Genomic DNA, 15,519 nt, shown 5'->3' with positions numbered 1-15,519 from the left:
AGGTCCCCCAGTCAGCGAGCCGATCCTTATTTAATAAGAGTTGCTGACCTTATTTTCCACTTCCCATTTTCCTGAATCAGGCAATCTGCAACGACATGCTCCTGCTTCTGTCCGAATGCGATATAGATGTTTGTGCACACAGCGTCAAAATCAGATGAAACTACCGCAACATGATCCCAGTCATTACCCCAGTCCTGGGCTTTTATAAACATGTCAGCATCTGGCATGTCTTTATCATTGCTGTCACCTGAATAAAGTTTTTTTATCGCTGCGATCGTTTCTGATGCTACGTAATCACCCATAGTGTCCGGGTTGAGGACAGGTGCATTATTCTGATTAAGCTGACTGATATACCACTGATTAAATTTTATGGCTATGGTAGCGGGTTGATTGTGTTCACTTGCCACAGCAATTGAAGACAGCGTGAAAATGATTATCAGGAGCGATCTCATTAGTTATCCCTGAAAATTTCATAATGGGATTTTAATTATTCACTAAAGTGGCCCCCATACTTTTTGCTTCTCTCGTGTTTGGGATGTCCAGGCCACCACCATTTCTTATCACATCCGTGACGTAATGGGTGCAAGAACCCGTACCGATGCAACAAATCAGATTCAGGGAATAATATGGATTACGGTTTTTTCACGACAAGGCGTAATCACATCTGCGGCCATTGAATGCGCTATGTCATGCAATAAACCCGTAAGATGCGGCAACATATCGCGATCAAAATGCGAAATCAGCAATACGTGATTTAATGCCCGGCAGTAATCGCATTTGGTTTCGGTATCTTCCAGCATCCACTCTTTATACCGCGGCGGCTCCTCTGCGTCTTCAAATTCCACCACCTGAAAATCGCGCATTGATTCTGTGAGTCCCGTTTTAACTTCTTCCAGATAAGCGCCCAGACAGCGGCAAACGGGCTGGGTTTGAGGAAGCGAAGTGCAATCCAGCAGGATTTCGGTGAGCAACTTACAACGCTCGGCAAGGGTTGGGAGATCGGGGTTGAGGGAGAGTTCGCTGTAGAGTTGGGAGAAAGATTGGTTTTCCATATCATAATTTCCATATTTAGAAGCCGAAAACTACCACCAGAAACGCCAACTTCAGGTGGCAGACTGAACCGGTTTGGCGTACCGACCATATGGAAAATCGGCGCTTCAAAAGAAGCCCCAGTTCAGCCCACCATATTTGAAGATACGGATTATACCGCAGCTAAAAAAAGAGTGAACGAAACCAGTAACGTTGCTGTGAGCAACATCTTTCCATATGTGTGTATCAGGACGCCAATCCTGACACCTGATTTTGCAGGTGTGTCGCCATTTTATTACTGTGAATTTATCCAGCAATCGGCATCATCAAATACTGGAAAGCGCCTCGCAAAATTCCTCTGCGCCCTGATGCCCTCACCCTAGCCCTCTCCCACAGGGAGAGGGAACAGATAGTGCGGTCTGCCAGAATCAGGCATAAAAAAACCGGGCAAATGCCCGGTTTTTAAGTTTAACGTTCAACTCAGTGAGCCGCTTCCGGCTTATGCTTCGCCGCACTCTGGAAATCGTACGTCAGCTCATTCTTCGCCTGATCCAGCGCCACGGTCACCTGACCACCGTCCACCAGCGAGCCAAACAACAGCTCGTTCGCCAGCGGTTTCTTCAGGTTATCCTGAATCACACGCGCCATCGGACGCGCACCCATCGCACGGTCGTAGCCTTTCTCAGCCAGCCAGTTGCGGGCCTCCTGGCTCACTTCCAGCGACACGCCTTTCTGATCCAGCTGAACCTGCAACTCGACGATGAACTTATCCACCACCTGATGGATCACCGCGGTAGAGAGGTGATCGAACCAGATAATGTTGTCCAGACGGTTACGGAATTCCGGCGTAAAGATCTTCTTGATCTCTTCCATCGCATCGGTGCTGTTATCCTGGTGGATAAGGCCGATAGATTTACGTTCAGTTTCACGCACCCCGGCGTTGGTGGTCATCACCAGCACCACGTTGCGGAAGTCCGCCTTGCGCCCGTTGTTGTCGGTCAGCGTCCCGTTGTCCATCACCTGCAGCAGGATATTGAACACATCCGGGTGCGCTTTCTCGATTTCATCAAGCAGCAGTACCGCGTGCGGATGCTTGATCACCGCATCGGTGAGCAGGCCGCCCTGATCAAAGCCCACGTAGCCCGGAGGTGCACCAATCAAACGGCTGACGGTGTGACGCTCCATGTACTCAGACATATCAAAACGCAGCAGCTCAATGCCCAGCGCTTTGGAGAGCTGAACCGTCACCTCGGTTTTCCCGACACCGGTCGGGCCGGCGAACAGGAAGGAACCAACAGGTTTATGATCATGCCCCAGTCCGGCGCGAGCCATCTTAATCGCTTCGGTTAAGGCCTCAATGGCTTTGTCCTGACCAAAGACCAGCATTTTCAGGCGGTTGCCGAGGGTACGCAGCGTATCACGGTCGCTCTGAGAAACGCTCTTCTCAGGGATACGCGCGATGCGTGCCACCACCGACTCAATATCCGCCACGTTAACGGTTTTCTTACGCTTGCTGGCTGGCATCAGACGTGCCCGCGCGCCCGCCTCATCAATCACGTCAATCGCCTTATCCGGCAGATGACGGTCGTTGATGTATTTCACCGCCAGCTCCACCGCCGCACGCACCGCTTTGGCGGTATAACGCACGTCGTGGTGGGCTTCATATTTCGGCTTCAGACCGTTAAGGATCTGCACCGTTTCCTCAACGGACGGCTCCGTCACGTCGATTTTCTGGAAGCGGCGCGCCAGAGCACGGTCTTTTTCGAAAATGTTGCTAAACTCCTGGTAGGTCGTGGAGCCAATCACGCGGATCTTGCCGCTGGAAAGCAGCGGTTTGATCAGGTTAGCAGCATCCACCTGGCCACCGGAGGCTGCACCTGCACCGATGATGGTATGAATTTCATCGATAAACAGAATGCTGTTGGTGTCCTGCTCCAGCTGTTTTAACAGCGCCTTGAAGCGTTTTTCAAAATCACCACGGTATTTGGTGCCCGCCAGCAAAGAACCGATATCCAGCGAGTAGATGGTGCAATCGGCAATCACTTCCGGCACATCGCCCTGCACAATACGCCAGGCAAGGCCTTCGGCAATCGCGGTTTTACCCACGCCAGATTCCCCCACCAGCAGCGGGTTGTTCTTACGGCGACGGCACAGCACCTGGATAGCGCGCTCCAGCTCTTTATCGCGGCCAATCAGCGGGTCGATACCGCCAACGCGAGCGAGCTGGTTAAGGTTGGTGGTGAAGTTTTCCATACGATCCTCCCCTCCTGCTTGCTCTTCATTGTTATTGACCTGATTGCTGGAGTCCGACGCCGGGTTAGGCTCGTCTTTCCGCGTTCCGTGAGAGATAAAGTTAACCACGTCGAGTCGGCTGACTTCGTGTTTGCGCAGCAGATAGGCCGCCTGGGACTCCTGCTCGCTGAAGATGGCGACTAATACGTTTGCACCAGTCACTTCGCTACGTCCGGAAGACTGGACGTGGAATACCGCACGCTGCAAGACACGCTGGAAGCTGAGCGTCGGCTGCGTGTCGCGCTCCTCTTCACTGGCTGGCAGCACCGGTGTGGTTTGTTCGATGAAGGCTTCGAGTTCCTGACGTAGCGCCACCAGATCCACAGAGCAGGCTTCCAGCGCTTCGCGGGCGGATGGGTTGCTAAGCAGCGCGAGCAGTAAATGCTCGACGGTCATAAACTCATGTCGGTGCTCACGCGCTCTGGCGAAAGCCATGTTTAAACTGAGTTCCAGTTCTTGATTGAGCATAGGCACCTCCCCCAATTTTATGCCTTATCAGGCCTTTTCCAGCGTACATAGCAACGGATGCTCGTTCTCCCTCGCGTAGTCGTTCACCATCGCCACTTTGGTTTCCGCCACTTCGGCTGTAAAGACACCGCAGATAGCTTTGCCACGATAATGAACGGTAAGCATCAGTTGCGTTGCACGTTCTACATCATAAGAAAAGAACTTTTGTAGCACGTCAATAACAAATTCCATCGGCGTGTAATCATCGTTCATTAACATAACTTTATACATGGATGGCGGTTTTAGCGCGTCACGCACTTTATCTTCCGCCAGCTGGTCAAAATCCAGCCAGTCGTTAGTCTTACCCATTTTGCATAATCACTTTGAATCTACCTCAGATGTTAGATAACAATCATCTATTACTGTCATCCGCGATGTCTGTCACAAACCGTAGCAATAGCGTTAACTGCTTCAAACTTTGGTTGATTGTTGTCCCAACTCCAGCGCCAAACGCTTGACGGCTTCTTTCGTTTATCTAAATTGTACAAGCGTGAGATGGCGAGGTTTTGAACAGCCCCCACTCCACCACCGGTTCATTCCATCTTAATTTATAAGATTTACGAAGGATGTCGAAGCATGGAAATGGGTACTGTTAAGTGGTTCAACAACGCCAAAGGGTTTGGCTTCATCTGCCCCGAAGGCGGCGGCGAGGATATCTTCGCTCACTATTCCACCATTCAGATGGATGGTTACAGAACGCTCAAAGCCGGGCAATCCGTCCGGTTCGATGTACACCAGGGGCCAAAAGGCAATCACGCAAGCCTTATCGTGCCCATTGAAGCAGAGACGGTTGCATAGCTCTCTGTTTCATTGTGTACATCCCGCAGGCAAAATGCCAGCCCGATCGGCTGGCATTTTTATTTTCGGGTTATTCCCGAGCCAGCGCATCCACCGGATCCAGCCGCGCCGCATTTCGCGCCGGCAGCCAGCCAAACAAAATACCGGTAACGGTTGAGCATAAAAACGCCGTCAGGATCGCCACCGGTGAGAAGCCAATTTCCCAGCCGGGTAAAAAGAGCTGAAGCATAAAGGCGATCATCATCGAGAGTGCAATGCCCATCGCACCGCCAACCAGACACACCAGCACCGCTTCAATCAAAAACTGTTGCAGCACATCGCTTGCCCTGGCTCCAACCGCCATGCGGATACCAATCTCCCGCGTGCGCTCCGTCACCGACACCAGCATGATATTCATCACTCCGATCCCACCAACAACCAGTGAAATCACCGCCACCAGCGTCAGGAACATCTGAAGAGTACGTGTGGTCTTTTCCGCCGTTTTCAAGAGGCCATCCATGTTCCAGGTGAAGAAATCCTTCTTCCCGTGGCGCAGGGTTAACAGCCGCTCAAGCTGCTGCTCGGCCAGCGCACTGTCGTAGCCCTCTTTCACGCGCACGGTGATGGAGTTGAGCCAGGACTGCCCCATGATCCGCCCGGAAATGGTGGTATACGGCAGCCAGACGCGCAGGATTTTACTGCTGCCAAACATCGACTGTTTCTCTTCCGCCACACCGATAACCGTCGCAGGCATGTTCCCGACGAGGATCACTTCGCCCACCACGCGGGTTTTATTGGGGAAGAGCTGCCTGCGTGAGTTGGCATCCAGAACCACCACCTGCGCCCTGCCCGCCAGTTGCTCGGCATTAAAGGTAGCCCCTTCGCTAAAGGTCATACCGTAAACAGTAAAGTAGTCGCCGCTGACGCCGTTGGCGCTGGCCGCCACGTCGACATTGCCTACGCGCAGACGCAGGTTTTGCGACACCGCAGGTGTGGCTGAATTCACCCACGGCTGCTTCTGGATGGCCGTCAGGTCGTCATATTTCAGCGCCTGCTGATACTGCGGTTCGTCATCACCAAAATCTTTGCCGGGGTAGACGTCAATGGTGTTGGTGCCAATGGCACGGATATCCGCCAGCACCAGCTGTTTTGCCGCGTCACCTACCACCACTATCGACACCACCGACGCGATACCGATGATAATGCCGAGCATGGTCAGCAATGTGCGCATTTTATTGGCCGCCATTGCCAGCCAGGCCATTGTCAACGCTTCGCGAAAACTGCTGGAGAACTGCCCCCAGCCGGACGAGGTGGGCAAAGTCTCTTTCTGTACGGCATCCTTCGTCCGTCGGGCTGGCGGGTTACTGACCAGCTCGCCGTCATAGATCTCAATAATGCGTTCGGCCTGCGCAGCCACCAGCGGATCGTGAGTCACGATGATCACCGTATGCCCCTGGTCGCGAAGCTGGTGGAGGATCTCCATCACCTCTTCGCTGGAACGGCTGTCGAGCGCACCTGTGGGTTCATCGGCGAGGATGACTTGTCCACCGTTCATCAGCGCCCGCGCAATACTGACGCGCTGCTGCTGGCCGCCGGAAAGCTGCGACGGTTGATAATCCACCCGCTCCGCCAGCCCCAGACGCGTCAACAGCTCTCGTGCGCGCTCAAGGCGTTTTTTCCGCTCCACACCGGCATACACCGCCGGAACTTCAACGTTCTGTGCCGCACTCAGATGAGAAAGCAGATGATAGCGCTGAAAAATAAAGCCGAAATGTTCACGGCGCAATTTCGCCAGCGCGTCATCATCCAGCGTGGAGACGTCCGCCCCGGCAACGCGATACGTCCCGCTGGTCGGTTTATCCAGGCAGCCGAGAATGTTCATCAGCGTCGATTTGCCGGAACCCGACGCGCCAACAATCGCCACCATCTCGCCCGCCTCGACGCGCAGGGAAATACCCTTCAGCACCTCCACCGGGCCATCACCCGACGGATAACTGCGACGGATGTTATTTAACTCAAGCAACGCCGTCATTTAACGGCTCCGGGCAGACTTTCGCTGGTGACAACCTCCTCACCCTCTTCCAGCCCTTTCACTACCACCACATCAGTGTCGTTACGCGCGCCAATCACCACTTCACGTTCACGCGTTTCGCCATTGCGCAGCACTTTCACCTTATAGCGGCTGTCCCCGGCGGCTCCGCCCAGCGCAGAGAGTGGAATGGTCAATACGTTTTTCACACCGGTCAGCTGAATATGCACCTGCGCGGTCATGTCCAGACGCAGCACACCTTGCGGGTTTGGCACTTCAAAGCGGGCATAGTAGAAGATGGCATCGTTGACTTTTTCCGGCGTTGGCAGAATATCTTTCAGCACACCTTCATAGCGGGTCTGCGGATCGCCCAGCACAGTAAACCAGGCGCTTTGCCCCGGTTTAAGGTGAATCACATCCGCTTCAGAAACCTGTGCTTTCACCAGCATGGTGCCCATATCCGCCAGCGTCAGAATGTTCGGTGCCTGCTGCGCCGCAATCACGGTTTGTCCCTGCAGGGTGGTTATCTGAGTGACTTCCCCGGCCATCGGTGCCACGATTTGCGTGTAGTCGAGGTTGGTTTTTGCCGTATCCAGCGAAGCCTGATTGCGCTTAATTTGCGCGTCGATAGTGCCAATCTGCGCCTGTTTTACTGCCAGCGCCGTTGTTGCGGTATCCAGATCCTGTTGCGATATCGCCTGCGTTTTAGCCAGCGCCTGCTGACGGGTCAGCGTGACCTGAGCAAGATTACGCTCCGCCAGGGCCTGGCTGCGCTGCGCACGCAACTCCATCAGCGTCGCTTCCACTTCGCGGATCTGGTTTTCGGCCTGTTCAGGATCGATAACGCCAAGCAGCTGACCTTTTTTCACCTTATCGCCAATCTCAACCGACAGCGTTTTCAACTGACCGCTCACCTGAGCACCCACATCAACCTTGCGCAGAGCATCAAGTTTGCCCGTCGCCAGCACGTTTTGTTGCAGTTCACCCGGACGAACAATCAGCGTCTGATATTGCGGCACGGGCGCATTCAGCACTTTCCAGAGCCAGAATCCGCCGACTAAGGCCACCACCGCCAGCAGCAGAACCAGCTTTCTGCGTTTTCCCTTAAGATTCATAAATATTCCCAATGAATGTTCTGGCAATCATAACTGTTGATTCTATCTAAACCGCACCTCAACGAAACCTCAAATTTCTGGAATCGTCACAATTTGTTTACGAGACGTTGATATACCTCCTGTTGAAATAAAGATCTTCCACAAGAAGGGATCTAACATGTCTTCCATCGTCGATACACCTCATTCACACTTGCCACAGCCTAAATCCGGCTGGCAATTATTTAAAAGCCTGGCCTCCGGGACAATCACGCCCGGGCTTGCGTGGCAAAACCCGTCCTATCGACGTAAGTTTGTACTACGTTCTCTGGCTACACCGTTCAGCACGGCACGCCTGCTGGCAAGCCTGGCAAAACAACCTCGCCTGATGCAGATGTTACATGTGCAGCCAGGGTTACCGTGCCGTCTGCATCGCCCGTGGCTGACCGTAAATATGGATCGCCGACATACGCTGGAATCGCTTAGCTGGCACTATCAGACAATGAGTCGTCAGCTTCCGTCGACGCTGCTAAATGGCTATCTTTCTAAACAGGGTATAACGTTGCTGACGTTAACCGGTAAAGATGAGCAGCAATTTACCATCCGCCTGTGCGCCGATGCGTTTCTGGATAAAGAAGGCGAAGCCACTCTCGCTTTTTGTGACCAACAAAACACGGTGCTGGCAGAAATGACCTTCACCCTGTGCCCGTTTGAAGGGAAAACAACGCTCTTTATCGGTGGCCTGCAGGGGGCAAAAGCCCATGTTCCACATGAGCTGATCCAGGGCGCGACCAAAGCATGCCACGGCCTGTTCCCGAAACGTCTGCTGGTTGAAGCCGCCATGACGATCGGAGCCGTCTTCCCGGTGGAGCAGATTGTCGCGGTCAGTAACGCCACCCATATCTACCGCAGCTGGCGCTATCGTAAGAAAAAAGAGGGAAAACTGCTGGCCGATTACGACAGCTTCTGGCTCTCCATCGGCGGCCAACAGCAGGACAACGGTAACTTTGCGCTACCGCTGACCATGCCACGCAAACCGATGGAAGAAATTGCGAGCAAAAAACGCTCGGAATACCGCCGCCGCTATGAGCTACTGGATAGCCTGATCGACCAGGTAAACCAGGCCACCCACGGTTAATCCGCTCTCCCGCGAGCCAGCCAGAGTACGCGGGAGAACATTTTGCGCAGCAGCGTTGGAACAGACTCCACGCCTCTCTTCCCGGCTTCTATTGCCACTTCAATAGCCAGATCGGGTTTTGACGAACGGTGGATCGCTTTGGCGATCACCCGGCGCATATTCATAGGCACATCCACCGGCACCATCGCAACGCGGTGGAAAACATCGTCGAACCCCTGACGATACATAAAGTGTTCCATATCCATCGCTGGCAGCATGGTTAAATGGTCACGTTCTTCTTCCCGCTCGTTATTCAGCAGGCTGCGGACCGTAGAAGCATATTTTTTACCGGCCTCGTCACCGTCCACCAGTACGTGCCATTCAATGCCCATCCGACGGGCGAATCTAATCAGTGGCTTTAACCCTGACTGGGCAAACTCGATGACCTTAATACCTTCCGCATCGAAATGGTGTCCACACTGGCGCGCCAGTTCGTTGATAACCCAGGTTTCCGTTTCCCCTTCAACCAACAGCCAACATCGCGCAAACAGCGACGATGCGCGGTTAAAGCGGATATGAAACGCGATACGGCGTCCATCTTCCGCGTTTAGCCCACCCGGCCCAAGCCGGTAAGCAGAAACGCGTGATGATTCACGCACCAGGCGGCAGACATATTCGACCGGCGTAAGCGATAACAGCTCACCAGAGTTGGTAGTCGTAATGCGCTGGAGGGGCAGCAGGTTCAGTAAGTGCCACGCAACGGAGAGCATAATCGGGTGCAGGCGCGTTTCCGGGTCTTCCACCAGCAGCAGCGGACGTGCATCGCGATCCAGGTGGATAGTACCTTTAGCCTGCAAAAGCGTGGAGAACAGCCCCAGTAAGATCACCCGGTGCGTTCGACCGCCAGGCCTGTCGATCATCCGGTTAATGATGTCGAGATAACGCCAGCTTCGCTGTTCATCGTGAGAACGGCGGCGCATCAGGCGATTACGTGACTGCGATGTCCCCTGCTCGGAAAAGTAGTGCTCCAGCAGTTGTACCATTGCGGACAACCCCTGGCGAATTTGACCATCGGTAAGATTCTGCGGGCGCGAAACCAGCTCACGCGCCAGGAAATCCAGCTCGCGGGCGGTGACTTCCACTTCCGGCATATTCGGCACCGTACCGTTACGGATACGCCGCATAAAGCGTGCATCTCGCAGGCGCAGTACCGGCGTCAGGCGGATCAAATGACGGGCCAGTTCGTCAATGTCATTTAACGGAATAGTGTCGCCTTTGGCATCCAGGAATTCGCGCAGGGTTAGCACGCTGCCGTTCTCGGCCAGCTCACCTTCCAGCCGGTAGAAAATACGATGAAAATCATCATTGCATTGCACCCAGCACTCTGACATCGGGCGGAAGCGGCGCACACGGTGACGCCCCGGCTCAGATTCACGGAAGGTCAGAATAATGTGCAGATGCTTCTCGCGCCCCGCCACATCCCCGGGCGGGAACCAGAAATCATCATGCACGAAGTGGTAGAGATCATCCTCGGGCGAAAGCAACAGCGTAAGCGCATCCAGCAGGCTGGACTTACCCCAGGCATTCTCCCCAATCAGAACATTGTTCTGCTCAAGAAGCAGAGATAAGCGGTTGATACCGCGAAATCCGACTATTTCCACACGTTCGAGAAGCATAAATCCCCCGAGAAACGATCACTTTTTCCTTCAAGTTATCAGGAGTATAACGGCACAAAGCCCGGCAGGACACTGTAATACACCTCGATTATTCCGAAGTAGCCAGAAAAAACCAGAATCTTCCTGTCAGATTTAATTTGAATTAGGTATAGCTGCACAAGATACTACCGCCCGAGAATTGGTCTATGCTGTATTCACTACCAATTTGAACAAGGATTGACATCACATTGCCTTAAATCAAACTTACAGAGTTTATTTGAGTGGCGAAGGGGTGTTGTTGGTTTTTAAAATAATGGCTCTTTGAGTCGTCATCCCTTTTATGGCGATATAGCCTGCACGCAAGCAAGCGTGCGGAATTTTATTATTGAGGTGGTTATGTTCAGGAAATTAGCAGCGGAATGCTTTGGTACATTCTGGTTAGTGTTTGGTGGCTGCGGTAGTGCTGTTCTGGCAGCAGCATTCCCGGAATTAGGAATTGGTTTTGTCGGTGTCGCGCTGGCATTTGGCTTAACCGTATTAACCATGGCGTATGCCGTGGGACATATTTCCGGTGGTCACTTTAACCCGGCAGTGACATTAGGCTTATGGGCGGGCGGTCGTTTCCCGGCCAAAGACGTTATCGGCTACATTGTTGCCCAGGTCGTCGGTGGTATTATTGCTGCGGCGGTTCTGTATGTCATCGCCAGCGGCAAAGCAGGCTTTGACGCAGCAGCCAGCGGCTTTGCCTCTAACGGCTTCGGTGAACACTCTCCAGGCGGCTACTCCATGCTGTCTGCCATCGTCATTGAAATTGTGCTGACCGCAGGCTTCCTGCTGGTTATCCACGGTGCAACAGACAAACAGGCACCGGCGGGCTTTGCCCCTATCGCCATTGGTCTGGCATTAACGCTTATCCACCTGATCTCTATTCCGGTCACCAACACCTCTGTTAACCCGGCGCGTAGTACTGCAGTCGCGATTTTCCAGGGCGGCTGGGCGCTTGAGCAGCTGTGGCTGTTCTGGGTGATGCCAATCATCGGTGGTATTTTGGGCGGCTTGCTGTACCGCACTCTGCTGGAAAAACGTGATTAATTGTTTTCTTCCTCTCCCCGTGGGAGAGGGTCGGGGTGAGGGCATCTTGCCGCACAACCCCTCCTGAATACAGGCCGGGTAAGCGTTCACGCTACCCGGCTTTCTTTTGCCGCTTTACTGGACAGCCTTTATTGGGTAGTGTTTCTGGCGCTTAACAGATACTTAACAGACATTCAAAAGGACCGGCTGTTCATGTTTTCAGGACTCCTCATCATTCTGCTGCCCCTGATTGTGGGCTACCTTATCCCGCTGCATCGTGAATCAGCACTAAGGCTCATCAATCGTTTTCTCAGCTGGATTGTCTACGTCATTCTTTTCTTTATGGGGATTAGCCTGGCGTTTCTGGATAACCTGACCGCCAATTTGCTGTCGATCCTGCATTATTCTGCCGTAACTGTTGTGGTTATTTTGCTGTGCAATATTGCCGCGCTGTTCTGGCTGGAACGCTCTATTCCATGGAAAAATAATCATCATCAGGAAAAACTGCCTTCCCGTATTGCAATGGCGCTGGAATCGTTAAAATTATGCGGCGTCGTGGTACTCGGTTTTCTTCTGGGACTCACCGGATGGTCCTTTTTACAACACGCCACGGAAGCCAGCGAATATACGCTGATATTCCTGCTGTTCCTGATTGGTATACAGCTGCGAAATAATGGCATGACGCTGAAACAGATTGTCCTCAACCGCCGGGGAATGATTGTGGCCGTTGTGGTGATTGGCAGTTCAATGGCCGCTGGGGTGATTAACGCCTTTATTCTCGACCTGCCGCTGAAAACCGGCCTGGCAATGGCGTCGGGTTTTGGCTGGTATTCCCTTTCCGGTATTCTGCTCACCGAATCTTTCGGCCCGGTCATTGGCAGCGCCGCTTTCTTTAATGACCTGGCACGCGAGCTGATTGCCATCATGCTGATCCCGGGACTGGTGCGCCGTAGCCGCTCTACCGCGCTCGGTCTGTGTGGTGCGACCTCAATGGACTTTACCCTGCCGGTGTTACAACGTTCTGGCGGCCTGGAGATGGTGCCTGCCGCCATCGTACACGGCTTTATTTTGAGCCTGCTGGTACCTGTTCTGATGGCGTTCTTCTCCGCCTGATACTTCTTTGGCGGTAGTCAACCTGCCGCCAAAATTGCGCTAAATCAATATCCCTCTATTTTGTAGCAGAAAGAACTTTTCTCCGTTCTGGCACAGGCATAATCTAAAACATGTATATCAAATATAACTTTAACAGGTGTGATTATGTTTTGTGTGCAATGTGAACAAACCATCCGTACTCCGGCAGGTAATGGCTGCTCCTACGCGCAAGGTATGTGCGGCAAAACGGCAGAGACGTCAGACCTGCAGGATCTGTTGATTGCTTCCCTGCAAGGACTTTCCGCATGGGCATTCAAAGCCCGTGAATACGGCATTATTGACCACTACGTAGACAGTTTCGCCCCTCGCGCATTTTTCTCCACGCTGACTAACGTAAACTTTGATTCTCCTCGCATTGTGGGTTACGCCCGCGAAGCCATCGCCCTGCGCGAAGCGCTCAAAGCACAGTGTCTGAATGCAGACGCCAGCGCCCGCGTGGATAACCCAATGGCGGAGCTGCAACTGGTGAGCGATGACCTGGGCGAACTGCAGCGCCAGGCGGCAGAATTTACCCCGAACAAAGACAAAGCGGCGATTGGCGAGAACATTCTCGGTCTGCGTCTGTTGTGCCTGTACGGCCTGAAAGGTGCGGCGGCCTATATGGAGCACGCGCACGTTCTCGGCCAGTACGACAACGATATTTATGCGCAGTACCACAAAATTATGGCGTGGCTGGGTACCTGGCCTTCCGACATGAACGCGCTGCTGGAGTGCTCGATGGAAATCGGGCTGATGAACTTCAAAGTGATGAGCATTCTGGATGCCGGTGAAACCAACACCTACGGCCACCCGACCCCAACTCAGGTCAACGTGAAGGCGACCGAAGGTAAGTGCATCCTGATCTCCGGCCATGACCTGAAAGATCTCTACAACCTGCTGAAGCAGACTGAAGGCACCGGCGTTAACGTTTATACCCACGGGGAAATGCTGCCCGCGCACGGCTACCCTGAACTGCGTAAGTTCAAACATCTGGTCGGTAACTACGGCAGCGGCTGGCAGAACCAGCAGGTTGAGTTCGCCCGCTTCCCTGGCCCAATCGTGATGACCTCTAACTGCATCATCGACCCAACCGTAGGCGCGTATGACGACCGCATCTGGACCCGCAGTATCGTTGGCTGGCCGGGTGTGAGCCACCTCGAAGGCGACGATTTCGGCCCGGTTATTGCCCAGGCACAGCAAATGGCGGGCTTCCCGTACAGCGAAATCGAACACCTGATCACCGTCGGCTTTGGCCGCGAAACTCTGCTGGGCGCTGCGGATTCGCTGATTGACCTGGTCAGCCGTGAAAAACTGCGTCACATCTTCCTGATCGGCGGCTGTGACGGCGCGCGCGGCGAACGTAACTACTTCACCGATTTTGCCACCAGCGTACCGGACGACTGCCTGATCCTGACCCTGGCATGCGGTAAGTACCGCTTCAACAAACTGGACTTCGGTGACATCGAAGGTCTGCCACGTCTGGTGGATGCCGGTCAGTGTAACGATGCTTACTCTGCCATCATTCTGGCCGTCACTCTGGCTGAAAAACTGGGCTGTGGCGTGAACGATCTGCCGCTGTCGCTGGTGCTCTCCTGGTTCGAACAGAAAGCGATTGTCATCCTGCTGACCCTGCTCTCTCTGGGTGTGACCAACATTGTGACCGGCCCAACAGCACCAGGCTTCCTGACGCCGGATCTGCTGGCCGTACTGAACGAGAAATTCGGTCTGCGTTCCGTCACTAACGTTGAAGATGATATGAAGCAACTGCTGAGCGCGTAAGGAGCTATTGATGACGATGCCAACCTCACAGTGTCCGTGGCGGATGCAGGTTCATCACATCCGTCAGGAGACGCCGGACGTGTGGACGCTGTCACTGCTGTGTCATGACTACTATCCGTATCGTGCCGGTCAGTATGCGCTGGTCAGTGTCCGCAACGCGGCGGACACCCTGCGCGCCTACACCATCTCCTCTACGCCGGGTGTGAGCGAGTACATTACGCTCACTATCCGTCGCATTGATGACGGTGCTGGCTCTCAGTGGCTGACCCGTGACGTGAAACGTGGTGACTATATCTGGTTGTCTGACGCGCAGGGGGATTTCACCTGTGACGACAAGGCAGAGGATAAATTCCTGCTGCTGGCAGCTGGTTGTGGCGTAACACCGGTGATGTCAATGCGCCGCTGGCTGGCTAAAAACCGCCCGCAGGCCGACGTGCAGGTGATCTTCAGCGTCCGTTCACCGGAAGATGTGATTTTTGCCGACGAATGGCGTAACTATCCGGTCACGCTGGTTGCTGAAAACAATGCTACCCACGACTTTGTGGCCGGTCGCCTGAGCCGCGAGCTGCTGCAAAACGTGCCGGATATTGCCTCACGCACCGTGATGACCTGCGGCCCTGCGCCGTATATGGACATTGTCGAAGAGGACGTGAAAGCGCTGGGTGTCACCCGCTTCTTCAAAGAACAGTTCTTTACGCCTGTGGCGGAAGCGGCGACCAGCGGTATGAAGTTCACCAAACTGCAACCGGCGCAAACCTTCTTTGGCCGCGTGGGCACCACGCTGCTGGAAGCGCTGGAAAGCAACAACGTGCCGGTCGTTGCTGCCTGTCGTGCTGGCGTGTGCGGTTGTTGTAAGACGAAAGTGGTGGACGGTAACTACACCGTGACCAGCACCATGACGCTGACCGACGCGGAAATCGCCGAAGGGTATGTACTGGCCTGCTCATGTCACCCGCAGGGTGACCTTGTTCTCGCATAAACGGTAAACGTTCACTCGTAGGCCCGGTAAGCGTTAGCGCCACCGGGCTTTTTTGTCGGGTG

13 protein-coding genes are annotated in these 15,519 nt (G+C 53.9%); 6 read left to right on the top strand and 7 right to left on the bottom strand.

Annotated elements, in window-relative coordinates:
* Nucleotides 1-26: 26 nt before the first annotated feature.
* From HV318_RS21595 to clpS, 4 genes are all read right to left on the bottom strand, one after another.
* Entirely contained in the window at nt 27-452 is a 426-nt protein-coding gene (locus tag HV318_RS21595; protein ID WP_182274365.1) for a DUF3828 domain-containing protein, read from the bottom strand.
* A gap of 162 nt (nt 453-614) precedes the next feature.
* A complete protein-coding gene (locus HV318_RS21590) occupies nt 615-1,052 on the bottom strand; it encodes a hypothetical protein (protein WP_182274364.1) in 438 nt (145 codons plus the stop codon).
* A 457-nt stretch (nt 1,053-1,509) separates the two neighbouring features.
* A complete protein-coding gene (gene clpA / locus HV318_RS21585; RefSeq protein WP_182274363.1) occupies nt 1,510-3,789 on the bottom strand; it encodes an ATP-dependent Clp protease ATP-binding subunit ClpA in 2,280 nt (759 codons plus the stop codon).
* 27 nt (nt 3,790-3,816) lie between these two features.
* A complete protein-coding gene (gene clpS / locus HV318_RS21580; protein WP_182274362.1) occupies nt 3,817-4,137 on the bottom strand; it encodes an ATP-dependent Clp protease adapter ClpS in 321 nt (106 codons plus the stop codon).
* 267 nt (nt 4,138-4,404) lie between these two features.
* Between clpS and cspD the strand changes: the two genes are divergently transcribed.
* Nucleotides 4,405-4,626, top strand: coding sequence for a cold shock-like protein CspD (gene cspD, locus HV318_RS21575; RefSeq protein WP_008499993.1), 222 nt, complete (start codon nt 4,405-4,407; stop codon nt 4,624-4,626).
* A gap of 70 nt (nt 4,627-4,696) precedes the next feature.
* Here the strand turns inward: cspD and macB are convergent, their stop codons facing one another.
* Nucleotides 4,697-6,637, bottom strand: coding sequence for a macrolide ABC transporter ATP-binding protein/permease MacB (gene macB, locus HV318_RS21570; RefSeq protein WP_182274361.1), 1,941 nt, complete (start codon nt 6,635-6,637; stop codon nt 4,697-4,699).
* Nucleotides 6,634-7,749 (bottom strand): macrolide transporter subunit MacA, encoded by a 1,116-nt coding sequence (gene macA / locus HV318_RS21565; protein WP_182274360.1) that lies wholly within the window; start codon nt 7,747-7,749, stop codon nt 6,634-6,636. Before macA ends, macB begins: the two co-directional genes overlap by 4 nt.
* A gap of 157 nt (nt 7,750-7,906) precedes the next feature.
* Between macA and HV318_RS21560 the strand changes: the two genes are divergently transcribed.
* Nucleotides 7,907-8,863 (top strand): VirK/YbjX family protein, encoded by a 957-nt coding sequence (locus tag HV318_RS21560; protein ID WP_182274359.1) that lies wholly within the window; start codon nt 7,907-7,909, stop codon nt 8,861-8,863.
* Here the strand turns inward: HV318_RS21560 and HV318_RS21555 are convergent.
* Complete coding sequence (locus HV318_RS21555) at nt 8,860-10,518, bottom strand: ATP-dependent endonuclease (RefSeq protein WP_182274358.1); 1,659 nt, start codon at nt 10,516-10,518, stop codon at nt 8,860-8,862. The genes HV318_RS21560 and HV318_RS21555 overlap by 4 nt on opposite strands.
* Nucleotides 10,519-10,893: 375 nt before the next feature.
* On the opposite strand from HV318_RS21555, the gene aqpZ reads away from it, so the two are divergent.
* From aqpZ to hcr, 4 genes are all read left to right on the top strand, one after another.
* Entirely contained in the window at nt 10,894-11,589 is a 696-nt protein-coding gene (aqpZ, locus tag HV318_RS21550) for an aquaporin Z (RefSeq protein ID WP_182274357.1), read from the top strand.
* Nucleotides 11,590-11,781: 192 nt separating this feature from the next.
* Entirely contained in the window at nt 11,782-12,681 is a 900-nt protein-coding gene (locus HV318_RS21545) for a LysO family transporter (RefSeq protein ID WP_182274356.1), read from the top strand.
* Nucleotides 12,682-12,825: 144 nt separating this feature from the next.
* The gene (gene hcp, locus HV318_RS21540) at nt 12,826-14,478 is read left to right on the top strand and encodes a hydroxylamine reductase (RefSeq protein WP_182274355.1); all 1,653 of its coding nucleotides are present in this window, start codon (nt 12,826-12,828) and stop codon (nt 14,476-14,478) included.
* A 10-nt stretch (nt 14,479-14,488) separates the two neighbouring features.
* Nucleotides 14,489-15,457 carry an NADH oxidoreductase gene (gene hcr / locus HV318_RS21535; protein WP_182274354.1) on the top strand — a complete coding sequence of 323 codons (969 nt, stop codon included), beginning with the start codon at nt 14,489-14,491 and terminating at the stop codon, nt 15,455-15,457.
* Nucleotides 15,458-15,519: the final 62 nt, after the last annotated feature.

The organism is Enterobacter sp. RHBSTW-00901, assembly GCF_014103115.1.
Classification (GTDB): Bacteria; Pseudomonadota; Gammaproteobacteria; order Enterobacterales; family Enterobacteriaceae; genus Enterobacter; species Enterobacter cloacae_P.
Note: the sequence above shows the minus strand (reverse complement) of the source record. Positions and strands in the feature narration are given on the sequence as shown.